Source organism: Nitrosospira sp. Nsp11, from assembly GCF_900142705.1.
Taxonomy (GTDB): Bacteria; Pseudomonadota; Gammaproteobacteria; order Burkholderiales; family Nitrosomonadaceae; genus Nitrosospira.
The window spans coordinates 344,287-368,804 of sequence record NZ_FRBV01000002.1 but is presented as its reverse complement, the minus strand read 5'-3'; the positions used below and the strand labels follow the sequence as shown (position 1 = coordinate 368,804).

At 51.9% G+C, this 24,518-nt stretch carries 39 protein-coding genes; 16 read left to right on the top strand and 23 right to left on the bottom strand.

Annotated features, from left to right (window positions below; translation table 11 throughout):
* Positions 1-110: 110 nt before the first annotated feature.
* On the bottom strand, positions 111-1,718 hold the full coding sequence (locus BUA28_RS04840; protein WP_072766977.1) for a right-handed parallel beta-helix repeat-containing protein: 1,608 nt from the start codon (positions 1,716-1,718) through the stop codon (positions 111-113).
* Positions 1,719-2,294: a hypothetical protein gene (locus BUA28_RS04835; RefSeq protein WP_072766976.1), complete on the bottom strand. Its 576-nt coding sequence runs from the start codon at positions 2,292-2,294 to the stop codon at positions 1,719-1,721.
* Between the two features lie 762 nt (positions 2,295-3,056).
* Between BUA28_RS04835 and BUA28_RS16395 the strand changes: the two genes are divergently transcribed.
* A complete protein-coding gene (locus tag BUA28_RS16395; RefSeq protein ID WP_371915208.1) occupies positions 3,057-3,116 on the top strand; it encodes a hypothetical protein in 60 nt (19 codons plus the stop codon).
* Between the two features lie 1,392 nt (positions 3,117-4,508).
* On the opposite strand, the gene BUA28_RS04820 is transcribed toward BUA28_RS16395, so the two are convergent.
* The 4 genes from BUA28_RS04820 to BUA28_RS04805 all read right to left on the bottom strand — a co-directional run bounded on the left by BUA28_RS04820 (position 4,509) and on the right by BUA28_RS04805 (position 6,951).
* Entirely contained in the window at positions 4,509-5,762 is a 1,254-nt protein-coding gene (locus BUA28_RS04820) for a PBSX family phage terminase large subunit (protein WP_072766973.1), read from the bottom strand.
* Entirely contained in the window at positions 5,749-5,958 is a 210-nt protein-coding gene (locus BUA28_RS04815) for a hypothetical protein (protein WP_072766972.1), read from the bottom strand. The genes BUA28_RS04820 and BUA28_RS04815 overlap by 14 nt, the downstream gene beginning before the upstream one ends.
* A complete protein-coding gene (locus BUA28_RS04810) occupies positions 5,958-6,311 on the bottom strand; it encodes a hypothetical protein (RefSeq protein ID WP_072766971.1) in 354 nt (117 codons plus the stop codon). The genes BUA28_RS04815 and BUA28_RS04810 overlap by 1 nt, the downstream gene beginning before the upstream one ends.
* Positions 6,312-6,429: 118 nt before the next feature.
* Entirely contained in the window at positions 6,430-6,951 is a 522-nt protein-coding gene (locus tag BUA28_RS04805; RefSeq protein ID WP_072766970.1) for a terminase small subunit-like protein, read from the bottom strand.
* A gap of 65 nt (positions 6,952-7,016) precedes the next feature.
* On the opposite strand from BUA28_RS04805, the gene BUA28_RS04800 reads away from it, so the two are divergent.
* Positions 7,017-7,469, top strand: a complete 453-nt coding sequence (locus BUA28_RS04800) for a hypothetical protein (RefSeq protein WP_143148439.1) — start codon at positions 7,017-7,019, stop codon at positions 7,467-7,469.
* A 120-nt stretch (positions 7,470-7,589) separates the two neighbouring features.
* On the opposite strand, the gene BUA28_RS04795 is transcribed toward BUA28_RS04800, so the two are convergent.
* The 13 genes from BUA28_RS04795 to BUA28_RS04725 all read right to left on the bottom strand — a co-directional run bounded on the left by BUA28_RS04795 (position 7,590) and on the right by BUA28_RS04725 (position 17,166).
* Entirely contained in the window at positions 7,590-7,982 is a 393-nt protein-coding gene (locus BUA28_RS04795; RefSeq protein WP_072766968.1) for a hypothetical protein, read from the bottom strand.
* A gap of 7 nt (positions 7,983-7,989) precedes the next feature.
* Positions 7,990-8,325 (bottom strand): hypothetical protein, encoded by a 336-nt coding sequence (locus BUA28_RS04790; protein ID WP_143148438.1) that lies wholly within the window; start codon positions 8,323-8,325, stop codon positions 7,990-7,992.
* A gap of 217 nt (positions 8,326-8,542) precedes the next feature.
* Entirely contained in the window at positions 8,543-9,040 is a 498-nt protein-coding gene (locus tag BUA28_RS04785) for a hypothetical protein (protein WP_072766966.1), read from the bottom strand.
* Positions 9,041-9,430: 390 nt separating this feature from the next.
* Complete coding sequence (locus BUA28_RS16390; protein ID WP_072766963.1) at positions 9,431-9,730, bottom strand: nuclease domain-containing protein; 300 nt, start codon at positions 9,728-9,730, stop codon at positions 9,431-9,433.
* Positions 9,727-10,215, bottom strand: coding sequence for a hypothetical protein (locus tag BUA28_RS04765; RefSeq protein WP_072766962.1), 489 nt, complete (start codon positions 10,213-10,215; stop codon positions 9,727-9,729). Before BUA28_RS04765 ends, BUA28_RS16390 begins: the two co-directional genes overlap by 4 nt.
* Positions 10,212-10,631 (bottom strand): RusA family crossover junction endodeoxyribonuclease, encoded by a 420-nt coding sequence (locus tag BUA28_RS04760; protein ID WP_072766961.1) that lies wholly within the window; start codon positions 10,629-10,631, stop codon positions 10,212-10,214. The genes BUA28_RS04765 and BUA28_RS04760 overlap by 4 nt, the downstream gene beginning before the upstream one ends.
* Positions 10,628-10,795, bottom strand: a complete 168-nt coding sequence (locus tag BUA28_RS15795) for a hypothetical protein (protein ID WP_178297894.1) — start codon at positions 10,793-10,795, stop codon at positions 10,628-10,630. The genes BUA28_RS04760 and BUA28_RS15795 overlap by 4 nt, the downstream gene beginning before the upstream one ends.
* A gap of 457 nt (positions 10,796-11,252) precedes the next feature.
* Positions 11,253-12,563 (bottom strand): DNA (cytosine-5-)-methyltransferase, encoded by a 1,311-nt coding sequence (gene dcm / locus BUA28_RS04750; protein WP_072766959.1) that lies wholly within the window; start codon positions 12,561-12,563, stop codon positions 11,253-11,255.
* Positions 12,560-13,222 carry a hypothetical protein gene (locus BUA28_RS04745; RefSeq protein ID WP_072766958.1) on the bottom strand — a complete coding sequence of 221 codons (663 nt, stop codon included), beginning with the start codon at positions 13,220-13,222 and terminating at the stop codon, positions 12,560-12,562. The genes dcm and BUA28_RS04745 overlap by 4 nt, the downstream gene beginning before the upstream one ends.
* Positions 13,215-14,054, bottom strand: a complete 840-nt coding sequence (locus BUA28_RS04740; protein WP_072766957.1) for a hypothetical protein — start codon at positions 14,052-14,054, stop codon at positions 13,215-13,217. Before BUA28_RS04740 ends, BUA28_RS04745 begins: the two co-directional genes overlap by 8 nt.
* Positions 14,055-14,099: 45 nt before the next feature.
* A complete protein-coding gene (locus tag BUA28_RS04735; RefSeq protein ID WP_072766956.1) occupies positions 14,100-16,604 on the bottom strand; it encodes a DNA methyltransferase in 2,505 nt (834 codons plus the stop codon).
* Positions 16,601-16,912 (bottom strand): hypothetical protein, encoded by a 312-nt coding sequence (locus tag BUA28_RS04730; RefSeq protein ID WP_072766955.1) that lies wholly within the window; start codon positions 16,910-16,912, stop codon positions 16,601-16,603. Before BUA28_RS04730 ends, BUA28_RS04735 begins: the two co-directional genes overlap by 4 nt.
* Positions 16,909-17,166, bottom strand: a complete 258-nt coding sequence (locus BUA28_RS04725; RefSeq protein WP_072766954.1) for a hypothetical protein — start codon at positions 17,164-17,166, stop codon at positions 16,909-16,911. The genes BUA28_RS04730 and BUA28_RS04725 overlap by 4 nt, the downstream gene beginning before the upstream one ends.
* A 149-nt stretch (positions 17,167-17,315) precedes the next feature.
* Here BUA28_RS04725 and BUA28_RS04720 point away from each other — a divergent pair, with 149 nt between their 5' ends.
* The gene (locus tag BUA28_RS04720; RefSeq protein ID WP_072766953.1) at positions 17,316-17,528 is read left to right on the top strand and encodes a KTSC domain-containing protein; all 213 of its coding nucleotides are present in this window, start codon (positions 17,316-17,318) and stop codon (positions 17,526-17,528) included.
* Here the strand turns inward: BUA28_RS04720 and BUA28_RS15475 are convergent.
* The gene (locus BUA28_RS15475) at positions 17,494-17,673 is read right to left on the bottom strand and encodes a hypothetical protein (RefSeq protein WP_143148437.1); all 180 of its coding nucleotides are present in this window, start codon (positions 17,671-17,673) and stop codon (positions 17,494-17,496) included. The two genes, BUA28_RS04720 and BUA28_RS15475, sit on opposite strands and share 35 nt — an antisense overlap.
* The gene (locus BUA28_RS04715; RefSeq protein WP_072766952.1) at positions 17,670-17,861 is read right to left on the bottom strand and encodes a Cro/CI family transcriptional regulator; all 192 of its coding nucleotides are present in this window, start codon (positions 17,859-17,861) and stop codon (positions 17,670-17,672) included. The genes BUA28_RS15475 and BUA28_RS04715 overlap by 4 nt, the downstream gene beginning before the upstream one ends.
* A 69-nt stretch (positions 17,862-17,930) precedes the next feature.
* Here BUA28_RS04715 and BUA28_RS04710 point away from each other — a divergent pair, with 69 nt between their 5' ends.
* From BUA28_RS04710 to BUA28_RS04685, 6 genes are all read left to right on the top strand, one after another.
* Complete coding sequence (locus tag BUA28_RS04710) at positions 17,931-18,446, top strand: helix-turn-helix domain-containing protein (protein ID WP_072766951.1); 516 nt, start codon at positions 17,931-17,933, stop codon at positions 18,444-18,446.
* Positions 18,443-18,703 (top strand): hypothetical protein, encoded by a 261-nt coding sequence (locus BUA28_RS04705; protein WP_072766950.1) that lies wholly within the window; start codon positions 18,443-18,445, stop codon positions 18,701-18,703. Before BUA28_RS04710 ends, BUA28_RS04705 begins: the two co-directional genes overlap by 4 nt.
* A complete protein-coding gene (locus BUA28_RS04700) occupies positions 18,696-19,451 on the top strand; it encodes a surface-adhesin E family protein (protein WP_178297892.1) in 756 nt (251 codons plus the stop codon). Before BUA28_RS04705 ends, BUA28_RS04700 begins: the two co-directional genes overlap by 8 nt.
* 6 nt (positions 19,452-19,457) lie before the next feature.
* Positions 19,458-19,907, top strand: coding sequence for a thermonuclease family protein (locus tag BUA28_RS04695; protein WP_072766948.1), 450 nt, complete (start codon positions 19,458-19,460; stop codon positions 19,905-19,907).
* A 9-nt stretch (positions 19,908-19,916) separates the two neighbouring features.
* Positions 19,917-20,150, top strand: coding sequence for a hypothetical protein (locus BUA28_RS04690; RefSeq protein ID WP_072766947.1), 234 nt, complete (start codon positions 19,917-19,919; stop codon positions 20,148-20,150).
* 135 nt (positions 20,151-20,285) lie between these two features.
* Positions 20,286-20,522, top strand: coding sequence for a hypothetical protein (locus tag BUA28_RS04685; protein WP_072766946.1), 237 nt, complete (start codon positions 20,286-20,288; stop codon positions 20,520-20,522).
* Positions 20,523-20,550: 28 nt separating this feature from the next.
* Here BUA28_RS04685 and BUA28_RS04680 read toward each other — a convergent pair whose 3' ends face one another.
* Both BUA28_RS04680 and BUA28_RS16385 read right to left on the bottom strand, forming a co-directional pair.
* A complete protein-coding gene (locus BUA28_RS04680; RefSeq protein WP_072766945.1) occupies positions 20,551-20,847 on the bottom strand; it encodes a hypothetical protein in 297 nt (98 codons plus the stop codon).
* A 213-nt stretch (positions 20,848-21,060) separates the two neighbouring features.
* Positions 21,061-21,255: a YegP family protein gene (locus BUA28_RS16385; protein ID WP_072766944.1), complete on the bottom strand. Its 195-nt coding sequence runs from the start codon at positions 21,253-21,255 to the stop codon at positions 21,061-21,063.
* On the opposite strand from BUA28_RS16385, the gene BUA28_RS04670 reads away from it, so the two are divergent.
* The 7 genes from BUA28_RS04670 (at position 21,254) to BUA28_RS04635 (ending at position 24,518) form a co-directional block, all read left to right on the top strand.
* Complete coding sequence (locus tag BUA28_RS04670) at positions 21,254-21,463, top strand: hypothetical protein (RefSeq protein WP_072766943.1); 210 nt, start codon at positions 21,254-21,256, stop codon at positions 21,461-21,463. The two genes, BUA28_RS16385 and BUA28_RS04670, sit on opposite strands and share 2 nt — an antisense overlap.
* A gap of 434 nt (positions 21,464-21,897) precedes the next feature.
* Positions 21,898-22,215: a hypothetical protein gene (locus BUA28_RS04660; protein WP_143148436.1), complete on the top strand. Its 318-nt coding sequence runs from the start codon at positions 21,898-21,900 to the stop codon at positions 22,213-22,215.
* Positions 22,216-22,462: 247 nt separating this feature from the next.
* On the top strand, positions 22,463-22,681 hold the full coding sequence (locus BUA28_RS04655; RefSeq protein WP_072766940.1) for a hypothetical protein: 219 nt from the start codon (positions 22,463-22,465) through the stop codon (positions 22,679-22,681).
* Entirely contained in the window at positions 22,678-22,977 is a 300-nt protein-coding gene (locus tag BUA28_RS04650) for a hypothetical protein (RefSeq protein WP_083569873.1), read from the top strand. The genes BUA28_RS04655 and BUA28_RS04650 overlap by 4 nt, the downstream gene beginning before the upstream one ends.
* Positions 22,974-23,246 carry a hypothetical protein gene (locus tag BUA28_RS04645; protein ID WP_072766939.1) on the top strand — a complete coding sequence of 91 codons (273 nt, stop codon included), beginning with the start codon at positions 22,974-22,976 and terminating at the stop codon, positions 23,244-23,246. The genes BUA28_RS04650 and BUA28_RS04645 overlap by 4 nt, the downstream gene beginning before the upstream one ends.
* A gap of 15 nt (positions 23,247-23,261) precedes the next feature.
* Positions 23,262-23,444 (top strand): hypothetical protein, encoded by a 183-nt coding sequence (locus BUA28_RS04640; protein ID WP_072766938.1) that lies wholly within the window; start codon positions 23,262-23,264, stop codon positions 23,442-23,444.
* A 27-nt stretch (positions 23,445-23,471) separates the two neighbouring features.
* The gene (locus BUA28_RS04635; RefSeq protein ID WP_072766937.1) at positions 23,472-24,518 is read left to right on the top strand and encodes a hypothetical protein; all 1,047 of its coding nucleotides are present in this window, start codon (positions 23,472-23,474) and stop codon (positions 24,516-24,518) included.

Here is a 24,518-nt window from a genome sequence, read left to right as displayed (position 1 = left end):
TTTGCTTTCTCCTTAATGTGGCTCCGTCACGCCCGGAGCCTTAGCGTTTTCTGCAAATCGTGGGCAATAAAAAAGCCGCTCAAGGCGGCCTAGTGTTTTGTTTGGAAAGATTATTTATGTATTAATGCGTATCTCGGCGTCGTCGTTACATCATCCACCGCTCCGATATTCGGCGGGTTATAAAAAGGCTTACCGCTAAAATCCTTGCCGCCAAAATATGTTCCTGCGCGTTTTAAAGTAGCGCAGCGCGGCCGGTAATCAGCATCCAGTTCAGGGTCAACGTCAGTGGTTGAGGCATGCAACGTATGCCCTTGGGTAGATCCGAAGCCGTGGTAGCAATTGCCGGACTCGCCCGTCCATGCGGCTGCACTATTTTTCACTGCCGAAGCTGCACTGCGTGTGGCTGTAAAAATATTATTGCGCACAAGGTTGTTTGTGATCTCAGCGCCGCCAACGAGGTATGCGCCTGCTTGCGAACAATTGAGGAAGCTATTGTTAAATACATTTGCCGACTGCCCGCCGTCCTTGTTGCCGAATGCGACCCCGGTAACGCATCCATCTACCACGTTGCCGTAGGCTTTGCAGTTGGTAGCATCAAGCACCAATATGCCAAAGCCGCCGCTGTAATAACCCTCCGCGCCAGTGCCGCGAATATTGTGGAATTCGTTGCAGAATGCCTCGCAGTTATCGCAGCCGTGGTCAAACAAGACGCCATTGCCGTCGATAGTGGACGTGCCAATACCATCAGCAAAGTTGTTAAATACCCTGTAAGTGCCGTAGAACAGGTTTACGAAACCGCTTATTCCATACAGTTCGTAAGCCTGATTGCGCGTCACGATGTTGGAGCCGAAGCCGCTGGTGAGCGATTGAGCGAAGCCGCCAAGAACTATCCCTCCGCCCAATCCACCGATTTCTGACTGATCCCGAATCACGTTGTCGCAAATCCTGACTCCTGTATTACGACCTGAGATATTGGCGTATATCTCCATCGTTGCCGCAAAGCAATTAGCAAAGGTATTGCCGTAGACTTGCACGTCGAGCAATTTGCAGCCGGAGGGAGTGTCAGAAGGCAAGCCAGTGGAGGCGATAAGGACAATGACCGCGCGCGCCGCAGACACCCGCGTAAATCTGTTATTGCTTATCTTGATATTATTGACGAAGGTTACGGCGGTAGTTGATGTGGCCCACCAAGTTATTCCACCGCCACCAACCGAGCCAGACCCCCCCACGAAATCATTGTTATCTATAACCGTATTGACATAGTTCCATGTATCGAAGCTCTGCATACGCAGCAGGCCGCCTGTGGATGCGCCGCTCGCGTTCAAATAGTTGTTGAGTATCCACACGCCTGTCAGCGCGACATTACCCAAGACGATGCAACCGTAGTCGCCGGCATTGATTCGCAGATTGCTGATCGTTGTATAGTTCCGCGCACAAGTCAGGTTGTAAGTGCCTGCGGAGAATGTAATGCTGCCGAGATCAGCGGCATAGTCTCCGCGAATGGTCGCTCTATGCGCCGCTGTCCCGAGGTGCGCCCCGACGGCAATAATGGCTGCGTAAGCGTGGGCGCCGCATACATACAAGGTGTCGTCATTCACTCCATATACGCCCGACGCTCCCCATACTATCTCCGACCATCCACCCCATGCTGTTGCATACGTTGTGCCGTCGCGCGTGGCTGAGTGGCTCGTGTCGGGCCGGACGTACCAGGCGGTCATTTAGGCGCCCACGAAGTGCAATGCGCGGAAATACTGCAATGCCAGCGTATCAACCCCGTTTGCCCGTTGGCCAGTTATCTCAACATCAACCGCCGCGGAAAAGTCTATTGCGTACGTAGCAGGGGCGCCCGAGCCAGCCGTTACATAAGTGTTATCGTATGGCTGAATCTGTGCAGAAAGGCTATTCCGGTTCGCCAGAACGATCAAAGGCGCTTCCTTCGCTGTCGTGGTGCGTGTGGCTGTGTAGATTGTAGAGCCGCCTACCTTGACCTTCAGGAGCTTGTTATTCGCGCTATTCGTGTGTGTCCAAAGTGGTTCGATCTGAAGGATGCTGTTGACACCGAATATGCCCGCCCGAATCGTAAACGAGGCCAAAACTTCATCTGCAGCAGTCGATGCGCACGATACAGCAACAGCGGAACTCGACAGCACTTCAACCGGCTGAACGACTGCCGGATAATCTTCAGCGTCACCCGCCGTTATAAGCGCGGCTTCAGTTGCGGAATCGAATAGTGCGATCGTACCTTTGCCGTGCCTATGGCCTGCCACAGTTTCATCGTTTAGAAATCGAATCATTAGATTGTCCTTTCAGATAACGCTTTATTGACGTGTTCAAGCGATAACTTCTCTGCCGCAAGTTGAGCATCTATCTCGACCTTCTCCGCCTTAATGTCCAAATCGCGCTCTTTAAGGTCAAGCTCGCGAGACTTGTCATCAATAGCTTGCTTGGATTCCGCAAGTTGAGCTTGCAATCCCTGTACTACCTGCCCCATCTGCTCCATCTGTGCCTGGAACTGGGCTTGCTGCTCTTGCATGGCCTGTTGTGCCTGCTGCTGGAGTTTCTGCACTTGCTCATCAGCCCCACCAGTGCCCGCCATCATCCGCAACTGATCGGCCAACTCATGCCGGTTCGGCACATCAGATAGCTCGAGCATGGCCGGATATAGCACAGCCTGGAACTGAGGTGGCGCGGCAGTAACCATCTGACTAAAGGATTGCAACTGCTGTGCGCGGTAAGTCGGGGTAGCCGGTATATCTTCCAGCACCACCTTCACCTGCGCGGCCGCTATGTCGTTTTCTACCGCAGGCCCGGAATCGGTCATGATCTGCCTGTTAAAGTAAACGACTTTTTGTTTATTACCTTGCTGAACCGCAACCTGAGTTGGCCTGCCCAGCATATCCTGCTTCACAAAAGCGATAAGCTGCTCGCCAACGATACGGCGGGCGTAACGGAAGTTATCATTGGGCTCAGCTAAAACAGTTGATCCTTGTTCAACCAGGTTATTAATGGCGACGCCACTGGTGGCTTGAGTCGATGCACCCAACATTGCTCGGTATATGCCGCCAACCGACTCAATGCGGCTTTCACGCTGTTGCATGAGCTGGAACACTTGCTGAGCAAGAGCATGTTCCCGGGTAACTTTAAAGCCGTTCGCGCTCCGTCTCTGTGCGTTCAATACGGTCATTGAACGCAGTGACTGCATGTTCTGCGCGACTTCCTGATATGAATTCTGGCTCAGATCCAGCGCGTCATTGTCCACCTCGACTTTTACCGAATTCAGGACCTCGTAGAGCAGAATATCCAAGTCGATAATCTGATCCTGCGGCCCCCGCATGTCGCGTATTAGGCCGTAGGGCGTCCGGCTTCTATCCTTGCGGAAACACCAGAATGGAACGTAAGGGAAATTGGTGTGCGGAAGCGGTGTTGGCACGTCCATAAGTTTGTGCGGCCCAAGCCAGATTGATACGCGCACTCGAGGCAATAACGCTTTTTGGACCTGCACCAGCCCTTGAGCGACGGCGGCTTGATGGTCTAGCCTATCCTCGATGTACTCAATGGATTGGCCGGTAGGCAGCGCCAGGACGTGCGAATCTTCGTAATGCCGATACCACAACTCTGATAGGCGAATCATGCCGGAAGAGTGATTCAGATAATCCTCTTGATTCTTGCCCCAAGTCTGCTCGACCTCGTACGCCCTGGCCATGTTGGTATCGGCACCATCGTACACATCAAGCGAGGTCCAGCGATTCCATGAGTTCTGAATGATCGCAACCTCATCCGGAAACATCTTCAAGGCCTGCTCGCGGTCAACCCACTTATCACGGCGGAGGTAACGGGCGTCGGATAGGTCAGGTTCCTTGGCTGTCCAGTCCCAGTGGATTTCGTTTCTATGGACTTCACGCACCCGATAGGGATACTTGAGCGGATCGAACTCGCGGGACACCTCAACCCAGCCAATACCGGCGCGGATCATGCTCGAGTAGGCGTCGGACATTGCCCGATCGGCGCGTGACTCGGTTTCTACCTCTTTGATCTTGGCGGACAAGCCTTCGGCTATCTCGGCTTGCTGCTCGTCGTCTGAGGTAACCTTGTAATCGGTGCGTGAACGAGCCTCAAGGCCTAATACGGCATTGATCGTCGGCTTGATCAGGTTGCTGTCTTGCGGAGGTATGCCGGCTTGCTTCAGTCGCTCAATAACATCCTTGCTGGTCTGCATTCCATCGTAGTAATCGCAATCGGTATCCGAGTCGACCCGCCACTTGGGAGCGTTTCTTATATCGCGGCATATCTTGTCGTACGCCTCGATCGATATATCCGATTTGATTGGAGCTTCAGCTGTCATAGATTGCGCCCCCTCAACATCGCAACCACCCATCCGTGCAGCCCACGAAACCGATGGTCAGTACGGTAGTGGCAATCGAACTCGCGCCATACGTAATAGATAGCGATCCGCTCAGCGATTACGACAGCCCATATAGGCAAGCAAACAATGGCTAGTGCGATATAAATCACGCTCTCCATCCCCCCATCCGAATGCCCCTTGCGCTCGATGCAGGCTTATCTTCTTCAATCGCCACAGCGAAATAGCGAAAAGCATCAGCTGCGTGGCTATGGAAATCATGCAACGGCCGACCACTGAATTGCTTCGAATCCGGATCAACGTCGTATCTATATCGCCTCAAGCTCTGTAATCCTTCTGAGCATTTCTGCTCGTCAAAGTAGCACCTGTTGAAAACGGTCCTGGCAGCGTTGATGCCGTCAAACACAGAGAGATTCGGTACTATCTGAACCTTGCGGCCAACAGAAGTCATAATCTCTTCCACGCTTCTTCCGGTAGCGAGAGATCGGGCTCGTGCGTCATGTGGCAAGTAATCTGTCCCGTAGATGTAACCCCGATTTTGTAACACGGCAACGTAGTGCTGGATTGATTGTTGGCTGTTCGTGTAGAAGTCGATAAGCCTGAATTCGCCACCGATCGTTTGCGCGAACCATATACTCGTGTTATCCGCCCAACCCAAGTCAAAAAACGTGTGAACTTGCTTCGTAGAGTCATAAGGTACATTCCTGATCCTTCCCTCTTCCTGCGCCTGGCGTAGTTCCTTCGCGTAAATCGCTCCATCGAGCGTTACCCGGCAATTTCCTTGCCAGACGTTCTGATAAGCGTCGGGATCACGTTCTTTCAGCGAATCCTTCTCTTTTCGCAGCGTCTCGGGGAACCAGGGGTTATCGTCCCAATTAATCTTAACCACGACTGAATCTGGTTGTGGCTTGACCACAAACCGCTGATGCGTCTCGTCTGTCTCCAACTCTGGGTTGTACGTGAGCCATATTTCCGAGCCGTCTTTGCGGATAGTCGGGATCAAGGTATCCCAACTCGACTTGCTGACCGTTTGCGCCTCTTCGACCCAAACCCGATCAATACCCTCAAATGATTTGATCTTGGTAACGTTGTTGCGTAGGCCAGCAAATACGAACTCAGATCCATTCGCGCCCTTGATCGTGGCGTTCTGTATCTCGTAGAACGAATCCAACTTGAGCGATGAAATCTGAGACTGCAGCAGGTGATGCACAGACTCAACTATGGAGTTCTGGAACTCTCTGGCGCACAAGATGCGCAAGGGTGAAGCCGCGGCTTGAATCAGTAATGCTCTGGCTACGCCCCAGGACTTCGCGCCGCCACGACCACCGTAGAGGCACTTATATCTCGCCGGGTGAAACAGGAACTCGAGTTTCTCGGGAAATTCGGCTCTATGTGCGGTCATCGCCCCATATCCCGAGTTGAGCCCAATCGCTCAACAAGTAAGACCAGATCATGAGGCGGTTATATAGCGGATAAAAAATGTCTGCCCACCACTCGTATTTATCACCCCAGGAAGCCTCAAGGACTTTCGATGCGGCATGGCCGAGCCAGTAAAGAGTCCAGCCAATAGGCCATGCGATGATGTATTTGACGGTCATCAGCAAACGCTAGATTGATTGCGCCCGAACTGTGTATCTTGACTTGTCCCGCACTGCGGTTGCCCCGCCACTCCGCTTAATGGGTGTTGTTGCAAGCGTTCCCGGCAAATACGCTCATTGGCTTTAACAAGTTGCTCTAAAACTGATGGACGCACTAATGACGAAACTTGATCCGTTTTCTTGACCTGATCCACTTTCCGAAATACCAACTGCAGATGATCCGCAATAATCTTCCACTCTTCCGCGCTTGGCGGATTATCCGGCTGCATCTCGGCTCGGCCTTGTAGCCAATAGCAAAATTGTTCTGGTGTCATTTCTTGATTAATTTTTAATCTAAATATAAAAACCCGCATGAACAGGGCGTCTGGTTAACGTTATCCACCGGGTGCATACCGTAGTTATCCACAGATTTTGTGGAAAAGATTGCATGCTTAGGTATTGCCACCCCAATTTAAATCGCTCATATCGCCTCTACGATTGAGGCTTTTGAGTTGGAACGAATGAAATCTCGATTTTCGAGAGAAGCGGCTTGTCGGGATCGCCACCTTCATGTTCGTTCACAACGCGATCCCCGTACTTCTTCGGCGCCAACTTTGAGGCGTACCATTTACGCGCATCAACTCGCAGCCGGGAACGCTGCACAACCTCGTTATCCGTTACTTCGGAGCCATCATCTTTAACGCGGATGTCAAAACGGTTGTCGTCGGCAATCTCAATGATTTCCTCGGCGTAGACATCAGCACAGCGCTCTTTCGCGCGCGCGTATTGCTGCATGAACTCTTCATCGCTCGCTAGCCAATTCCAGAGAACTCGTTGGCTTATTTTCAGTTCAAGGCACATTGCGCGGGCTGATACGCCCATTGCGATGCCGGTACAAATCTTTTCCAGTAAAGCCGGCGTCTTGATCGTTGGTGCGCCTACTTTCCTTTTGGCGGGCTTCTTCGGCGCGGGCTTGCGAACGGATTTAACTGCCGGTTTCTTTACTTCGCTCATGAGTGCTCACAGACTGTATGCCCGCATTGCTCACACAGATGCTGATGCGAGGCGAAATCCAACCCATGCCAATAACCGCGACCATGACGACGTGCGGCACGAAACTCCAGCAACCATATCGCCAGCATCAAGCAGAGTCGGATCATGACGTTCTCGACACACCACTTTTGCCCTTGGAGATATTTGACGCGGTTGAGAAGGACACGGAGAACTATTTGCAACGTCGTACCAGAGTACGCGCCCTTATTACCTGGATACTTCGAGGGATCATCCCTATCAAACCGTTTCACGAACCGCAGATACTGAGTTTGATACCCATCAAGAGCGCCGAGCGTGTAAAAGTGCCCAGCGTCGTGAACGACGAAACCGCAGTCCTTCGGTACGCTCACTGCTTATTACAACCTTTCACTGCGGCACGTAGCATTACCTCGCACGCGGAACGTTCGTATATTTCTGATCTGAGCGCTCTATTCAATGTCAGCATGTCGTCTTTGGTGGACACTTTGTCAACTGCGTAGGCGTCTTTGCATTCAGCAGGAAGCGTGACTTCGCAAAAGACCGGGACTGGTCTGTCTACAATCTTTGTCTCAATGATTGGCTTTCCTGCGCACCCGGCAAGCGCTAAAGCCAAGATTGCGCTATTCAGCCGCATGTCGTGCCGCCACATATTCGATCTGCTCCCGTTCAATTGCCTCGCACTGCTCGGCTTGAGGAACTACAGGCAGCGCTTTGATAGCTACAGCCGCAGCCTTGTGCTTCGCGACCAGCGCCTGGGCATCACGCATTGCGGCGCTTGCCGCCTTTTCGCGCTCACTCACGGCATCTGTGATCACTTTCACGCCTTGCCGCACACCTTCGATGTCAGTGGCGCAGTTACCATTGGCGGCTTCAAGTATTGAGTTACGCGATTCCACCTTCTCTTTATCAGACACAGCCAGCGCAACCTCGGCGCCGCTCTTCCAATGCATGATGACCCCGCCTGAAATGTTCCCGACGGCAAAGACAGCGAGGAATGCAAGGATCAGTCCCATTGCTGGATTACAGTTCGCTGCGATGGATCATGGACTGGATACGGCCCAGACTTGAGTCGATGGAATTAATGCGCTGATTGAGTTGTTCCAGAAACTCTGGCATAGGCGACAACGCCGGCTCAGATCCGTTAACGCTGCCGTTGGATACAGAATCAGGCCGAAGCACGCCAAAGAAAGCTTGCTCCAAACTGGTGACGAGCATTTCGAGCCGCTGGGCCTGATGATCTAGACTCTCCAATACGCGGCCGCTGCATTTTTCCCGCATTACGGCCTCTTCGTTAAGACCGCTATCCACCCGAATCTTCGTTGCACGCAAATCTGCCATTCCGCCCCTGGAGTTCATTTTGTTTTCGTCCATAAAAAAAGCCCGCCGAAATTGGCAGGCCAGAAATGAAAAACCCACCGGGTTAGGGGTGGGTTCCGTTTAGTTAACCCAGTGGGTTAACAAGATATAAGGTGGTAGAGAATAAAACTCGATACTAGGGATTAATGATAAATCATGTACCTGAAGGAGTCAAGCAATTGTTTTGAAAGAGGTTAAAATATTTTATATTCCCTGTTTACGCCCCGGCAGCCAGCAACATCCTGCCCTGCATCTCATCCCACAAAACGCTCATTGCCTGTGCGTGAATGGCATCCAGCGCGTCATACCCCCTGTTACGAAACGACGCGGCTTTCAGTAATCCGGTAGACATTGATTTCTTAATCTCGCGCAAACCGCCCTTCTCGCCACAGTACGATCGGATAATTTGCTCGATACCTCGGCGACTATGTATACCGGTCCCGAAGTTGGTTGCCATGTGCCGCACCAGCAAGTCAAATCCGCTCCGGTCACGCCCGAACTGAGCTTGGACATAAGCCATGTGCAGCGAGGTCAAAACACGCTCACAAAGGGCCAGGATGAACGCAGCCTGCGCGTGCTTATCATGAGCAGTCAACTCATCGTTATTCGAGCCTGAGGCCCCACGCATCGCGTTAACGGATGAGATTTTAACGATCGGTCTGCTCGTTGTTTCATACGCCCACTTCAGGGCATGCTCCGGGCTGCGAAATATCATTTAAATCCTCCGTTCTTAGCCCTCTTGACTATCTCTTTTATTTTTATCGATCTACTCTGGCGGTAGTAATCGTCTTTGCGTACTGACTTGGGTTTCTCGGCCTGTTGCTCATGTCGGCGGTTTAGCGCGATCACACCATCCATGATGTTTTCTGGGTTTCCGTATCTCCACCCTTCGAGGATCGCGGGGAATTTCATCGGCCACGCATCCTGTTAATCACTCGGGAACGCTGAGCCTGGCGCTTGATGGATCGCTCTTGGTTGCGCTTGGGTGATCCGGAAGGGCCTGAGCCGAGCCGTGCAATGCCGTCATTTTTTGCAATCATTGGATCAAAAATGCTTGTCGCTGATAAACCAAATGCAGCTGCTAAGGCCAACTTTCCTTTTCCGATCATTTCACCAGCCCCTTTTTTATCAAGATCAACAAAGACCGCATCAAGCCCTCCAAGAAATATAGTTTCACTTCCATGTACGTCATCCCTTCCGGAACAGGCGCGCGACGGTCGTACACGTCATGGCATGAGCTGCAGCCATAGGCGCCGAGGATGTCATTTGCCTTCATCCACATCCCCTTCCCTGCTGCTGATCCGTTGCCATGGCACCATACGGTTGTCTCAGGGTTGAAATTGCAGATGCCCGGGATCCGGATTTGGCAATCTTCGTTCCTGGCTGATTCGGTTATCTTGCTCACGTCTCGTCCACGAAAGATTCGGCCATTTCCTCAATCTGCTCTGCATCCATGTCCGACCAGTACGTCTCCGCGATGTACGAACAAAATGCCTTCGCTGTCTGGTGAAAGACGCCCTCGTCCATCGAGTCGAAACTCAGGCTCCGCGGCACCCGGTGAAACGCCATGCCGTAGCCTGGCAGCCTTATTGCTACCTCATCACAAGCAATATTCGCCTCGAGCTGCAGCCTCTTCAGCACGTCATGCGCATCGCTGTACTTGAATTCCCCGATATTCCTTACGCACAACTGGCCGATCCGGTGAACCAGTCCGTTAAATTTTGGATTGCGCAACTTGCTGAGATCGGCGCCAAGAACATCGCCGACCTTGTAACCCTTCTGGCGCAATTCGGAAGCGGCCCAAGGATCAGCTGGGATGAGTCCACCTTTGATGACGCGGAGCATTACGCGCTTTTTCTTCTTGCTTGGCTGTTTAGCAGGAAGGCTCATAGCGCCCTCACCTGCACAACAGCCCGAGCGCTCTCTGAATACCGTTTACTGACAAACTGATCAACGATCTGGCTGTCATCAGCCCAGACCAATGCATTGCAAGCGTCATTGATGGCCTTAGCTATGTTCTCGGCATCAGGGCGGCTTGTCGGGTAAATCTCGCCATTGAGCGCGCTCAGCCTCTTTTTCTTAGGCCAACTGGCGGGCGGGGCGACATACAGGCATATCGAGACCGATACAGCGCCATCGATTACAGAGACTCCCTGCATTGCCTGGGACGCGTATATCCGCACAAGGCTTTCGTAATTTGCTGTCTTTTTGGGAGTGTAGGCCGTGACGTAGTTTCCGCGGCGGGCGAAACGTGGACGGCCCTTGGCAATGGGCGTACCGGGGATAGTGAAGGCAATTTCAGTCATTTCAGCTTGCACTCGTACAATTTGCCGTTGAGCTTGACTGCGCCGTAATCCGCACAATCAGAAGCAACCACACCTTTCGTAGTATTTACGCCCACAGCAAACGAAAAGGTACATCCGGCTATCGCGAGCAACACAAAAACAATTCCCTTCTGAAAATCAGACACTCTCAATCTCCTTCTCCGTTTCCTCAACTTCTTTCAGGTCGCCGGGGCGGATGGGGAAGAGATATTCGTCTGGAATGCAGTTCACCCTAAAACCGTTTAAAGGGATAGTGGGGGCATCCACTTTCCACAACCTGTCCCACAATTCATAAGCCGTATTCACGGGGCGCCACAACAAGCTAGTCCCAATAAATTCCTTAACCGTTACAAAATGACCTGAATAGGGCCCTCGCAGCACCATTGCTAGATCATTAGGCTTACATCCCAACATTTGCCACCTCCTTCACCATTCGTTTCAACTCTTCCGCCGATCCGCGAACTGCGATCATCTGATCCCCTTGATATAGCGCGTACCGATTTCCATTCCTGCTGATAATGTGAGTACCGTGCCGATATGCGTCTTTCGGGCCGCTGAATTCCCGTCCGTTGGTTATTGCGTAGTCGGAGATTCGTTACCATTTCACGCCTCTATCCGATTAACCATGGCGATGCGCTCGCCTATCCAAGCCATGCAAGGAACAGCCATAGAGTTACCCAATGCCTTGTACTTCGGTCCATCGGCTGCAGGCTTTCCGTTGTGGAGGATGTCCAGGTAGTCATCAGGGAATCCCTGCAATCGGGCGCATTCCCGCGGGGTAAGGCGGCGTACTTGCATTGACTGTCTTATGTAACTGGTTTGCTTCATACCTGGTTGTGCGGCAAGGGCGCCTACAACCGCCATTTCACGAACCTCGTCCCTTGTGTTTTGAGCAAAACAAACCGCTTGATGTCCTCCGCCGTTTTGATGCGAATTGGCATGCCCCATGCTTCGCAGAGTTGAAGCAACGTTTCCCACCCCGAATCCATTCTGCCCGGATGCTTTGCAGTCGAAGGCGATGGCATGCTGCGAGCCCTGATCCAGCGTGAACATTACATCGCCACCGATGCCGAGGCCGTTCTGACTCTTGCCGCGAGTGGCGTTTTGAATTGCTACCGGAACCAGCGGCGTACCGCGCCCCGTTCCATCCTTGCTTGCGTCAAAGCCTTCGCCGCGTAGGGAATGAGCGATGAGGTTATATTCTTGCGATGCGTTATCAGCGTATGGCCTTGTGGTGAGCGGCCCAGCCACCGCTATAACCGGGTCTTGTCCTCTTGTGTCGCCTGATCGCTCGACGCCCCGGCCACTGCTTGTAAGGCATGGCGCAGTGTCGTGGGCAAATCCTTTCCCCTTTTCTCTGCTCGGCGCAGGATTCCCCGACAGGCTGTGGCGCTCAAAAAGTACCGCTGCGGCACGTCTCCAGTCTCCAAGACATCCGACAACGAAGACGCGACGGCGCCGCTGGGGAACTCCAAAGTGCTGAGCGTCAAGAACGCGGTAGGCGAACCCATACCCGAGTTGCCCCAACCCTCCAAGGAAGGTTCCAAAATCCCTTCCTCCGTTACTGGACAGTACGCCGGGGACGTTCTCCCATACCAAGAAGCGGGGGCGATACCTTGCAGCAATGGCAAGATAGGTAAGCATGAGGTTGCCACGCGGATCATCCAGTCCTTTTCTGAGTCCGGCGATACTGAATGATTGACAAGGGGTTCCTCCCACAAGGACATTGATGATTGCATCAGGCCACTCCTTAAACTTTGTCATGTCGCCCAGGTTCGGGACTGTCGGGTAGTGATGGTCAAGTACCGAGCATGGGAATTTTTCTATCTCGGAAAAGAAGGCGGCTTTCCAACCAAGCGGATGCCAGGCCGCGCTGGCCGCTTCTATTCCGGAGCAGACGGAGCCGTAAATCATGCAACCTCTGTATCGACGTTCTGCGCCACTTTAGAGGTCAGCATGGCTTTAATCTTCGCGATATTCGCCTTCGCCTGCTCCATTGACACACCGCTTTTATCCTCAAGCGCCATAAGCGTGTCTTGATTTACGGCGAGACTTTTGGCATGTTCCGACCCCAATCTGCCGAGCCGTACAGCCTCATTTATCGCGGCATCCCTGCCCTGCTTGTCATGGCCTAGCGATGGGAACCACTTTGGTTTGACGCCAGAATTTCTATTCGCTTCGGTTAGCCGCTCATATGCCGCCTTAAATGCCATGCGAGCCGCTATCTGGTCTCCGGTATCAAGCAGTGGGCGCGCAATGTGTAGCGCCTCTGCCATTTCCTCAGTCATAACGACGCTCGCATCCTCGTCTCGCGGGATCATCGCCCACGCTTCATCTGCAGAAGGCCTGCCATCCGGGCGCATTTCGTTCAGGATTGAAATAATGCTTGCTGGTCGTGGCGCAAATTCACCGCGCTTGATGTGGGCAGAAAACGCATCCCTCACGTCCGGGAATTCATGCTCGGAAAGCGCGTTCCACCAGATCCCGATCACGTCAGGATTGACCGGTTTGTCATAAACCGCCATGGTCGCGATCATCAGTTTCGCAAAATGCTGTTTGTCGTTATCACGCACGGCCGAATTCTCCTTCGATGTAGGTGGAGCCAACCGGAACGCCATTAGCCCAGGCATCAACAGCAGCCTCGGCATCCGCCTTTTCTTTGGCCTTTCTGTCTGCAAAGGAAATGACAGGCTTAACCCGCTCTTTCCGGATCCAGTTACGCCAAGTAGCTTCCCAATCCGCCTTTACCCCTTGCCGCCCAGGTTGTGCAATCCAGTGGTCTTTAAACGAAGCTCCTATTTCCCGGATGTCCAGAACGGATAAATCCTTACGGTTTTTCGCTGCCCATTCCCCCCAGGACTTCGGCAACATCCAGTCAGCAGGCAACCGCGATCCTCGCGGTGCATCTGCTTTTGGTTTTTTAGGGTTTGAGGGATTCAGTGAATCGGGATTAAGGGAAGGGGAATCAGGAATCAAGGAAGAGGGATTCAGGAAGGGGGAATCAGCCGGAGCAGTTCCGTTTTTATCGCGATTAATCGCGAGTCCACCTACCGCGTTGATTGTATTGTCATTTTCATCAAGATCAGGTATCTCGCTGCCCGCTTCCTTCTCATTCTTATGCGGGTTCTGATGCTTAACGAAATTGATAATCTTGATGTAGCGTTGACCTTGCACAGAGTAAATCCGTACAAATCCAGATTTATCCAGATTATTCGCGATTACTTCAAAGTCGCAGTCGTCGTAAGGCAGAAGTTGGGCTTTCAGTCTCTTCGGCCTATGCTCAAGACATCCCTTAAAATCGGCTATCGTCCACATTCCGATAAAGGCGAGCCGATCTAGGGGCGGTAACTCTCCGAGAACATCATTCTGAAAAAACGATGGCTTAATATTTCTGGCACGAGCCATGCTAAACCTCCACCTTGTCTTTCTTTATGGTTTGTAAATTTTGGCTCACGCTATCGCCTCCTCTTGCTCGAATGCGAACAGATCAGGCATCGACATTTCTTTCTCGATGGTTTTTAGGTACTGAACCCCATCAAAGAAATAGGATGTGTTGAGTTCGCTTGCGCGGCCTTTCCTGCCGAGTTTTATTGCCCGGTAAGGAACGGTCATTAAGCCGCCAAACGGGTCGTAGACGACCTCGCCTTTGTTGGAGTACCGTTCTATCAACCGGTCAACAATATCGAACTGTAAGGGGCATACGTGATTCTGTAGGCCTCGCTGAGTCTGAGCGCCATTGAGCGTGATCATGCGGTTTACGTCATGCCAAACGTCCTGATGATGGCTGCCGGGCGCCAGGCTCATGAAGGTAGAAGGCAGAGCGGACATCGCGTCCAGTTCTTCCCCGATCCGCACATGAAACTGATGGTCGTAGATGTTCCGCAGGCTGTAATCCGTGAACATCTTTGCGAGTTTGACTGGTCCGTAGCTGGCCATCTCTTCCGCGGTCAATTGACGGTTACCGCTCGAGCGCCAGAACGCGTGAGCATCCGTTTGCCACCGGGCCCGGGTGTAATCGCTCTTGCTCTTCGTTACCGGAACATCTGCATATCCACGCGTCCGATCGCTCTGCGGCTTCCTGAACAACAACACATACTCAGGCGAGCCCACACCCATCTTGGTACCGTCCTTGCACTGCTCAGACCAACCCAGTCGGTATGTTTGATTGTTCTCGCGCACCACATCGGTTACCACCGTGATCATGCCCATGTAGTCGAAGCCGTGCTTGCGCGCATGCATGATGGCTTCGCAATGAAAAGGGCTTACAGTAGGGACGCCGGCGCCGGTCACATTACCGAACAGGATCCGGTCTTTGACGTGGCAGGCATACATGCGGCCGGGCTGCAATACCCGAAGAAGTTCCGGCGTGAGAAAATCCATCTGCGCCCAAAAGTGATCGTTGTTCGCGGTATGCCCGAAATCGTTGTAGCTGGGGGTGTACTCGTAATGATTCGCGAACGGGATAGAGGTAACGATCAAACTGACCGAGTTCTCATCCTGCCGGCGCGCCTCAATGACGCAATCGTTATTCGCTACCGTGAAATGCTCTCCGCGCACTTCCAGGCGTTCGACGCCTATGGTTCGGGTGAGAATGTCGGCCATTGAGAGATGGTTCAAGCCGTGTTCCTTGATGATTTCCGTCATGTTTGCCACCATGCTGTCGTGCTGCTTCCACTTCATTAGCAGCGATTTGAGGATTTCCCGCTCAGCTTCGGAATGGATAATGTGAATCTCGCAAGCGTGGGTTTGCAGGAAGCGTTTAATGCGGTGAATGGCTTGGATAAAATCGTTGAACTTGTAGCCAATGCCGAGGAATATTGCTTTGTGGCAATGGCGCTGAAAGTTACACCCGGATCCTGCTATCTCTGGCTTTGCTGAAAGGTATTGGAATTTGCCATTCGAGAAATCGACAATCGCCTGTTCGCGCTTTTCCAGGTCTTGCGATCCGTAGATGGATACAGCTTCGGGTAGCGCCTTCTGGATAGCGTGACGCTCAGCTTCCAGATCGTGCCAAATAATGAAATGGGCATCGGGCGAGGCGTTGATGATCTCCATCATCTTTTCGATACGGTTATCCAGGCTATCCCGCTTTTCGGTAGCGGCGGCCTGTAGGCCGAGCGCGGCATCCTTGAACATGATCCCCTGGCCATCCTTCTCGAACCCGCCGGAAATAACCTCAGTCCGGACTTCGTGATAGGTCACCTGCAGATCAGGCTGATCGTAACCATCGTCCGAGAATCCGAGATCGGACGGACGTTGCAGGAAGATCGCCCACGAGTTCAGCCACATCCAGAATTCTTTTTCTTTATGTGGATAGAGCGTAAGGTTGTTAGCCTGCGTGCTGTCGCGCTGAAAGAACCGGGTCAAGGCCTGGCCAGTGTCCATAACGCCGAGGAAGCCTGCGTAGTGAATCAGTTCTTTGTAGCGGTTAGGGGAAGGTGTCGCTGTGGCAACGAACTTATGCTTTACCCCGGCGAACAGTGGCAAGAACTCTTGATATGTCTTGCTCCCGTAGCTGCGCAGTACGCTGGCTTCATCCAGGCTCACGACAGAGAACAGCCGAGGATCGAGTTTTCCATCCCGAATGCTTTCGTAGTTCGTGAGGTAGAAATCGCCCTCCCCCATCTCTTCCGGCCGGCGAATGAATTGGAAATCTATTCCAACCATGGCGCCGTCGCGTTTGAATTCTTGACGAACCCCAAGCGGGCAGACGATCAGAGCTTTGCCCCCGACGCGTTGCCGGGTGAGGCGTACGATTTCGATCTGTTGCAGGGATTTGCCCAAGCCGAAGGATTCAAATAGCGCCCTGTTGCCGCCCTTCACTGCCCACTGAACGCATGCGCGTTGGTGCGGCTTCAGGATCGGATGGATTTCGTGATCCCCAATCTCATTGCCATCGAATGAGGCCATCGGAATTTTCTTGCTCAGGAAATCGATGTAATCCTGATGCTTCATTGCAGCGATTCCTGAACCGGAATCCGAACCGGGTGAATGCCTCGGTCCTCGTTAACCTTGCAGCTGCGTATCGTTTCGAGGCGTTCCAGCCTCTTTGCTGCGATCAATTCGTTTACGCGAGCTGAGACGGTCCCGACTTGGATATTCCCGCCGTGGATCGAGATGTAAACCGCTTGGATTTCCGACAGGCTCCAGTCACCGCCGCGCGTTTCAACGATGTTGCAGATGCGATCCGCCTGAGTCGCCAACTGCTTTACCGGCAATGCGCGGTAAGCCGCGATTGAGCTATCCTGTACGGCGGTCTTCATAGTTCGTCCCGAATTTGTCCCGAGATTCTTCCGGCAATCATTCTCGTTCTGTTGATGTATGCTTCCTCTATCGACTGCTGGCCGTGAGCAAATACTGTAATGATTTCATTGATAAATTCAGACCGGGGCATACCGGCTCGCACAGCAAGAAGGCTGATGATTTCCAAGGTTTCGGGGTCTGTCTGGAACTCCAGACGCTCGCCACGCTTTCCTCTCACCGAGGTTCTGCCGGATCGTGCAAATTTGGCATCCATGTTTCAATCCTTAAAAAAGTCCCCCTCCATTGCGGAGAGGGAAAGCCGTCCGGCACAAGAGGGAGGGAAACGGCCGGGCGGGTAATGGGCGGAGATTCCGGTTATGGTAGAGTTTGAGTTCCACATCAAACTTCATAAAAGGAATCTCCATGGACAGAGTTTTTGTTTCATCCACCAGCATTCGTGCGGTGGGCTATGATCCTAAAACCAGAAAACTCGAAATCGAATTCATCAATGGCGGCATTTATCGCTTCTCTGGCGTTCCGGATACGATTCATGCTCGTCTAATGGCATCCCATTCAAAAGGTCAGTACTTCGCCGCGCACATCAAGGATGTTTATTTGCCCCTGAGGATTCGTTAAGCACTTCGTCAATCAGCGCAATACTTTTTCTGGTGTTTATGACAAAGGTTTTATCTGGCGCAGCACCATCTGCCGCAGTCAGACCATCAAGCGTTACGAGTTCGTATCGCGCAGTTTCTAGCGCTGCCCGTTCTTTATCGTTCACGCCACCTCCTTTGATTTGGAGGGGGAGAGGAAGATGTCTGGGCGGATGACTTTGAGATACATTAGGCGTGCCTTCGGTATGCCATCAGTCTTCCACTGCGACACAGCGCCTACAGTGACCTCGCACAAAACAGCAACAGCGGAAGAGCCGCCGAGCGCATCAATGATTTCGTTATCTGGAATGTTCATGGATAAATCTTAGCACACTAAGAATCATGATGCAAGCGCACTAAGATATTTTTTGTTTACTATACTAAGATGAAAACGCTTGCCGAACGCCTGAAGTTTGCCTTGGATAAATCAGGCAAAAAGAAAACAGATATATGGAAGGGGTGCGGTCTATCGTCCGGAGCTATCTCACATTGGTTTAATAACCCGGAAACAGAGATAAAAGGAAAGAACCTTTTGTGTGCGGCCAGGATACTGGGCGTTCGCCCTGAATGGCTGTCGAAAGGAACCGGAGATCACGCTCTTTCTGAAAGCGAGAAGCTCATGAATCAGATCTCGGAAGCAATGTATTCGCTGCAAGAAGATGATCTGAAACATGTTTCAGATCTATGCGTTTTCTTAATGAAGAAATCCGGGATAACCCCTACTGAAAACTCAGCTGATACAGACGAAACCCAACCAATAAAATCGAAACAAAATAAAAATAGAAACCCGAAAGATAAAGCGCCGGCCAGGAGAAAAGGGGAAATAGATTACGACGGGCCATCCGATTATCAGCACGTCTCCGATATGGAGAATCAACGCAGAAGGAAGAATGACTTATGAAACCCCCGTTTGTACTCACCGACGACACCATATCCCATAGCACCGTCGAAGCTCTTCAGGACCTGCTGAATGATGCAAAAATGGGGAAGCTAATAGGCATTGCCTTTGCTGCCATGTATAAAAAACCGAGACGAAGTTACGTTACGAATACTGCCGGAGAGTTGCATAGGAATGCGACCTTCGCAGTCGGGATGCTTCTGGTGCTCGTGGCAAAACTGCTGCGGCAAATAATCAGCAAGTCTCCGATTAATGACTAGACTATCAATTGTTTCACCGTTAAGAGAGGGAAAAATGTTAAAAGTGGCGGCAGCCCTCGTCATATTTATGATGTGGCCGCATTCTGCGTCGAGCAATCCATCATCGGAATGGATCTACATAACGAGTTCCTATGATGACGATATGTATTTTGTACACGAACCATCCATGATCAAGGAAAAAAATCGTTTTGAGTTTTGGCAACTGATAAATTATGCCAACATCCAGAAGAATGCGATTGGAATCACGTATTTCTCGACGAAATCACTATCGATAATAGACTGCCCAAAAAGGACGAGCATCCTTAAAGAACTGGTTTTTTATTCAGAAACAGACGGCAAAGGAAAGGTTGCAGACCGCGCCACACCCAAAAGCGAAAGCGAAGGCAAGTCCGCAATAATGCCAGGCTCTGTAGGAGAAAGCGTATTCCACGCGGTGTGCGGGAAGAAAACAACAAAGACCAATTCTCAAACTAAACCAAGCGTCGAAGAACAGGTTGCTCAAGCAAAAAACCGCAACCACTACATTACTCATTGGGAGGCAAACGATCCTGGTGCATGGGATGAGGCTCTAAGACAGGACGAAATCTTGCGGAATAACCCGAAATGGATTGAAAAATCCTATGATGCCCGCTTTAAAGAGGTTGTGCGTCGGGTTCGAGCAATAATGCCGGAGGCGACCACTCCATCAAGCGAGCTTCCTGGTTATGTCGAGTTTCATGGAGAACTCGATAAACCTTCTCAGAAGTGAGCCACTGTGCTCCTTGCCGCCTTCCTCGCTACCGTAATCGGCATTTCCGATGGTGATACGCTCACCGTTTTGACTCCGGATAAACAGCAGATCAAGATCCGCCTCGCTGAGATTGACGCACCCGAGAAACGTCAGGCGTTTGGCACACGCTCCAAGCAATCACTTTCTGATCTTTGCTTCGGCAAACAGGCAGAGGTGAAGCCTCAAGCAAAAGATCGGTATAAACGAACGGTTGCCCGGATCAAGTGTGATGGCGTTGACGCCAACGCTGAGCAGGTCAGCCGAGGTATGGCCTGGGTATATCGGCAATACGCCAAGGATCACGATCTATATGTTCTGGAGCATGGCGCAAAGGTAGAAAAGCGCGGTTTATGGTCCGAGCCCTCCCCTATCCCACCATGGGAATTCCGAAAAATGAGACGTCATACTTTATCTCGAGTAGTGCAGTACGTTTAACCTGCCGCTATGGACGAATCAACAACCCGCCTCCTTGCCAACTTGGACGCTATCGACAAGATAGTGCGCGAGCTGCCGACTGTCGGAAAGCGATCTGAATTAAAGGTTAAAACGGACGAGTTGCTGAGGCTCACCGAAATGGCGCGACGAGAACTGCATTTGCTGCATGTTGCTACGGAGAACCGGAAGCGCACGATAGCGCCGGGTAATCATTCGAATGCCAGGACCGGAAAGAGGAATTAATACCCCCACTCAAGTTCTGGTGTACGTTAGTCCAATATCATGATTTCCCTTAATTTGTAATATGGGAAGCGGCCACACCTGGTAGGCAGGTGAGCGGCCATTCCGCATTACAACTTCACGAACGAGGGAATCAAAATGTCTCAGAATGTAACGTATGAAAAGATAAATAGCGATGATTTGCTATATGTTGTGACTAGCCGTGGCGCAGTTGATTTTGAGAAAGGCTGCGTGCTTCTTCAGTTATCGGTAGCAACGACTGTGGAGGCTCTACCCATACCAACTCCAATGATGTTTTCGATTCATCCCGAAATTGCCCAGAAAGTGATTTCAAGCATTCAGGCGTCACTGGCGCGCCTTCAAGCCACTCAATAATTACATTGTTTTCCATATTTCACCTCAATTAAGTTAAGCGCTCAACCAGGGGCTTTATAGCAGTAACGGCGCCAGTGGGTATTACGATTCCCGCTGTCGCCTGCATATCGAACTCCACGTCCGCGACATTCGCCACGAGCACCTTCACGTTTTCGTCATCCTGGATCAAAAATCCGACTGACACACAATCGCAGCAGTTCTGTTTTCCTATCTCGGCCAACCCGGACCAGCCATCAATCACTCGTCTACTGTCTTTCCATTCGATCATAACTAATCGAACTGCCTGTTTCTGCATCTGCTTGTCCTCGGCAATTTCCTGATCCATCCCATAAGCCCCTTCTAAACATCATGGGACTATTGTAGCAGAATGATCTTAGTGCACTAATATTTCTCTTGACTCATGTATCTTAGTTTGCTAAGATTCTCCCATGCCTCACGAACAAAACGAATTGCCTTCCATGAGTCGTCAAGCGCGGGAAGGTTGTAGCAGAAATGAAAAACCCGCCGAAGCGGGTGAGGAACAGAAGGCGGAGCTTGCTTACACCCAACTTTTCAGCGAGCTATCGAGAATAGGTGATGTGGACGCAAGCGACTTAACCAGGTTGATGCCATGCAAAGCGTCTTGTTTGTTGTGGTAACCCTCTGATCCATCAGCAATAGTTTTATGGTTATCAGCGTTGAGCCTCCAGTACCACTGACTGTTTTTGTCACTTTTGAAAAGGTAAAAATACATGAATATCGCTCCTGTTAATTTTGTTGCAGGTAAAGGAACTCAGTTCGTGCAGGAAGGAACCGAGGTTGTCATCTACCGGGATGACATGCCGCTCACAAGAGTTCCCTCCTCTGATCTCCTTGAATATGCAAAGGCACTGTGCGGAATAGAAGGTCATCTGTGGCCGGATAGTGTTGCTTCCGGTACTGATGAGCAAAGCAAGGAATAAGGGGCGTTATTCAACCCATTTCTGTCCCAGGAGCCGCAATCCTTAACTGCGGTGGCGTGCGGAGAAAATTAGAGCCGCTGACAGCCTGGAAAGACAGGCAGCCCCGGTAAGGGCATTTTTAGAGTGTGTTTACCGGGACTGGATGGTTTTGCGGCGGTTCAAGACGGTCCCTATAAATGTCTACCAATCGCTCCGGGTTGCAACCAATGCATGACTTACGCCGGACGGAAAGAATCCGGCGCCCCTGATGAGATGCTGAAATGCATCGAAACGCGAAAGCGTAGGAGCTAGGGCTACGAAGCTTTGCCGCATGACCCCTATAACTGCGGACGGATGGCCGACAGGAATCAGGTAAACGCTGCCGAAAACCCACGTTTGGGCCGCCATCGGAATGCGTGACAGCCGGAGAGACGGCAACGAATAAGGAGATAGCCGTGAGTTGGATTCTGATTGCTGTAATTACAACCATTCACCTTCAAGGTGGAGTCAAGGCTGTGAGCGTAATGACTCATGACTTCGAGAGTAGAGCGGTCTGCGAGCAGGTGGCGAAGCAGATCAAGTTGGAGCTTGCTGGCGCGGATGTGCTGGACCGAGTTAGAGCAAGCATTCTTGCGTTAAGAAATAAACAGGAAAAAATCATGCTGATTGAATCACTGTTTTTCGTTGGAACATGGTTCGCGCTATCGGTTGCCACAGGGCTCTTGTTCGGAGCGGTCGCAGCGAATCAGGATCGGGATACTTGGGAAGATTAGCCTGGAAACAGGCTTCTTCGGAAGCGGCTTTCAGGTGGCGTTGCATTGCTACCTGGTACATCCAACTACCAGGCATCGCTGTTGGAACCCTGAGAGTCGTTCCCGAAGAGTGTGAATGCCCAGGCTGATGGGACAGAAGGAACCTCGGTCGGATAGGACAAACGGGTCGCAACCGTACCTTGTAACGCCGACAAGCCGGAAGAAGTCAGTGCCGGCCACACTCTACCAGTTACTACAGGAGGGGAAGATGGAAACTGAAAAGGAAAAAAAGATGAAAAAGGCCGTGGCTGTGGTCGGCTTCTTGCCCGTAGGCAGCGGCGACGGATATGGCTATGGCGGGGGCGCGGTTCTCACCATCGGCGACAAGTCAATCCATTTTGGAGAAAGCTACGAATCTTCAAAGTTGGCTGAAGAAGTGGCGCGTCGTTGGAATGCAGGTTCCTCATCAGAGCCGGCTCAATCGTGAGCGCTCTAGAAGCCCTCAACTGGCACACGAGGGCGGCAGAGGCCAGCGATGAAACGATTCTATCGCAGCGCAGCCGGTTCGAGTTGGTAGAAAAGCGCCCCGCTCCGCTTGAAATGACGGATACGCAGCGGCTCGACTGGTTCGGCGAGTATTGCGATGAGTACGAGTACGTTGAGCCGACCAAAACAACGATAGGCCATCACGTGATTATCTGCGACGGTCAACGCACGATTGATGCGTCTTTCAGGGACGCGATTGATTTGGCTGCGGGCAAATTTAAGGAGGCGAACGAGTGATTAGTCTTGAGAATTACGACTTAAAAAATGAGCAGGACGTATTCAAGCTCGGCCACGAACTGGGCAAGCAACTTTCCTGTGACGTCCTTAATCCGCTCAGTTGCGCAATGGGTCCCGAATTGAGCGTAATTTTTTATGCCGCTCTGCTTGCAGCGCCTGCCGGGAGTATGTATGCGGCTTTAGACCAGGATGGGGCTGATGCGGTTATGAACGAAATCACTCGCATTTCCGGGCAAGTCGCCGACGCGCACACAAAGAACAGACATTAAATTAGAGGAACAGTCATGAATGCAAGACAAATCAGCGAAGCGGTAAACGCGATGCAGAAGGCGCGGACGCTTCTTGCTCAAAGTGAGTTGCCTTATGACGGGCAGATGGTCGGCGTGATTACCGATCTCGCCAACTCTGAGATGGTTTTCAAGATGGAACTTGCGCGGGTTGATGTGCGAGTCGAAGTCCCGCAATAACAGAATAAAACAACAAGGAGAAAAACAATGAACACAGCCCTATCAACCCGCCAGGAGTTTGGCGGAACAAGTCAAACAATGGCGGTCGTCGAGACAGCATCAACCGCTGTGGCGGCTCAATCCAAGGCAATGATTGAATCACGTTACATCATGGCTATGCGCAACCCGCGCAATTGGGATCAGGTGCGGACAGACCTCATCAAAGAATGCCGCCGACCTTCGTTTGCCAATAACAAGAGCGCCTACTACATCAAGCCTATCGGTAACGGTGTGGAGGGGCTGGGTATCCGCTTTGTTGAGGTCGCTCTTCGCTGCATGAAGAACGTTCTGGTTGAAACGACCATGATCTTCGAGGATGAGGTTAAAGAGGTTCACCGCGTATCAGTTACCGACCTTGAGGCAAACATCACCTACCCGCTGGACGTACGGGTTTCCAAGACCGTCGAGCGCGCAAAGCCGAACAGCGACGGCTCGTATATCAGCGTACGCAAGAACAGCTACGGCAAGGATACGTTCACCATTCTCGGAACCGATGACGACCTGCTCAACAAGCGCGGCGCCCTGATTTCGAAAGCCATCCGCACCATTGGGCTGCGCATTATCCCAGGCGATCTGTGCGACGAGGCAGAGGAAATCATCAAGCGCATTCGCCTGGATGATGCAGCCAAGGACCCCGATGCAGAGCGCCGGAAGATCGTTGATGCGTTCGCGGCAATTGGCGTGACCGCTACCGACCTGACCGGTTACCTGGGGCATGGTCTGGAAAAATGCTCTCCTGCGCAGATCGTGACACTCCGCGGCATCTACGGCGCGATCAAGGACGGAGAGGCAAGTTGGCAGAGCGTTATGCAGAACAAGGCTGAGCAAGGAGATTCCCCGGCAGGTAATGGCGGCGGAAAGCCTGTATGTACCGCAGATAGTTTCGAGAAGCGGAAAGAAGGCTGGAAAGCAGTCATCCAGTCCGGCAAGAAAGCTGTGAACGCCCTTATCGCGACCATACAAACCAAGGAAACGCTGACAGATGAGCAGAAGGTAGAAATAGCATCTTGGGCGCCAGCACAGGAGGGTAAATAA

Bases quoted from the DNA above. Each gene is read 5' to 3' on its own strand.
- BUA28_RS04840 (WP_072766977.1), bottom strand. From the start codon at position 1,718: ATGACCGCCTGGTACGTCCGGCCCGACACGAGCCACTCAGCCACGCGC.
- BUA28_RS04835 (WP_072766976.1), bottom strand. From the start codon at position 2,294: ATGATTCGATTTCTAAACGATGAAACTGTGGCAGGCCATAGGCACGGC.
- BUA28_RS04820 (WP_072766973.1), bottom strand. From the start codon at position 5,762: ATGACCGCACATAGAGCCGAATTTCCCGAGAAACTCGAGTTCCTGTTT.
- BUA28_RS04815 (WP_072766972.1), bottom strand. From the start codon at position 5,958: ATGACCGTCAAATACATCATCGCATGGCCTATTGGCTGGACTCTTTAC.
- BUA28_RS04810 (WP_072766971.1), bottom strand. From the start codon at position 6,311: ATGCGGGTTTTTATATTTAGATTAAAAATTAATCAAGAAATGACACCA.
- BUA28_RS04805 (WP_072766970.1), bottom strand. From the start codon at position 6,951: ATGAGCGAAGTAAAGAAACCGGCAGTTAAATCCGTTCGCAAGCCCGCG.
- BUA28_RS04800 (WP_143148439.1), top strand. From the start codon at position 7,017: ATGCCAATAACCGCGACCATGACGACGTGCGGCACGAAACTCCAGCAA.
- BUA28_RS04795 (WP_072766968.1), bottom strand. From the start codon at position 7,982: ATGGGACTGATCCTTGCATTCCTCGCTGTCTTTGCCGTCGGGAACATT.
- BUA28_RS04790 (WP_143148438.1), bottom strand. From the start codon at position 8,325: ATGAACTCCAGGGGCGGAATGGCAGATTTGCGTGCAACGAAGATTCGG.
- BUA28_RS04785 (WP_072766966.1), bottom strand. From the start codon at position 9,040: ATGATATTTCGCAGCCCGGAGCATGCCCTGAAGTGGGCGTATGAAACA.
- BUA28_RS04765 (WP_072766962.1), bottom strand. From the start codon at position 10,215: ATGAGCCTTCCTGCTAAACAGCCAAGCAAGAAGAAAAAGCGCGTAATG.
- BUA28_RS04760 (WP_072766961.1), bottom strand. From the start codon at position 10,631: ATGACTGAAATTGCCTTCACTATCCCCGGTACGCCCATTGCCAAGGGC.
- dcm (WP_072766959.1), bottom strand. From the start codon at position 12,563: ATGATTTACGGCTCCGTCTGCTCCGGAATAGAAGCGGCCAGCGCGGCC.
- BUA28_RS04740 (WP_072766957.1), bottom strand. From the start codon at position 14,054: ATGGCTCGTGCCAGAAATATTAAGCCATCGTTTTTTCAGAATGATGTT.
- BUA28_RS04735 (WP_072766956.1), bottom strand. From the start codon at position 16,604: ATGAAGCATCAGGATTACATCGATTTCCTGAGCAAGAAAATTCCGATG.
- BUA28_RS04730 (WP_072766955.1), bottom strand. From the start codon at position 16,912: ATGAAGACCGCCGTACAGGATAGCTCAATCGCGGCTTACCGCGCATTG.
- BUA28_RS04725 (WP_072766954.1), bottom strand. From the start codon at position 17,166: ATGGATGCCAAATTTGCACGATCCGGCAGAACCTCGGTGAGAGGAAAG.
- BUA28_RS04720 (WP_072766953.1), top strand. From the start codon at position 17,316: ATGGACAGAGTTTTTGTTTCATCCACCAGCATTCGTGCGGTGGGCTAT.
- BUA28_RS04715 (WP_072766952.1), bottom strand. From the start codon at position 17,861: ATGAACATTCCAGATAACGAAATCATTGATGCGCTCGGCGGCTCTTCC.
- BUA28_RS04710 (WP_072766951.1), top strand. From the start codon at position 17,931: ATGAAAACGCTTGCCGAACGCCTGAAGTTTGCCTTGGATAAATCAGGC.
- BUA28_RS04705 (WP_072766950.1), top strand. From the start codon at position 18,443: ATGAAACCCCCGTTTGTACTCACCGACGACACCATATCCCATAGCACC.
- BUA28_RS04700 (WP_178297892.1), top strand. From the start codon at position 18,696: ATGACTAGACTATCAATTGTTTCACCGTTAAGAGAGGGAAAAATGTTA.
- BUA28_RS04690 (WP_072766947.1), top strand. From the start codon at position 19,917: ATGGACGAATCAACAACCCGCCTCCTTGCCAACTTGGACGCTATCGAC.
- BUA28_RS04685 (WP_072766946.1), top strand. From the start codon at position 20,286: ATGTCTCAGAATGTAACGTATGAAAAGATAAATAGCGATGATTTGCTA.
- BUA28_RS04680 (WP_072766945.1), bottom strand. From the start codon at position 20,847: ATGGATCAGGAAATTGCCGAGGACAAGCAGATGCAGAAACAGGCAGTT.
- BUA28_RS04670 (WP_072766943.1), top strand. From the start codon at position 21,254: ATGAATATCGCTCCTGTTAATTTTGTTGCAGGTAAAGGAACTCAGTTC.
- BUA28_RS16385 (WP_072766944.1), bottom strand. From the start codon at position 21,255: ATGTATTTTTACCTTTTCAAAAGTGACAAAAACAGTCAGTGGTACTGG.
- BUA28_RS04655 (WP_072766940.1), top strand. From the start codon at position 22,463: ATGGAAACTGAAAAGGAAAAAAAGATGAAAAAGGCCGTGGCTGTGGTC.
- BUA28_RS04640 (WP_072766938.1), top strand. From the start codon at position 23,262: ATGAATGCAAGACAAATCAGCGAAGCGGTAAACGCGATGCAGAAGGCG.
- BUA28_RS04635 (WP_072766937.1), top strand. From the start codon at position 23,472: ATGAACACAGCCCTATCAACCCGCCAGGAGTTTGGCGGAACAAGTCAA.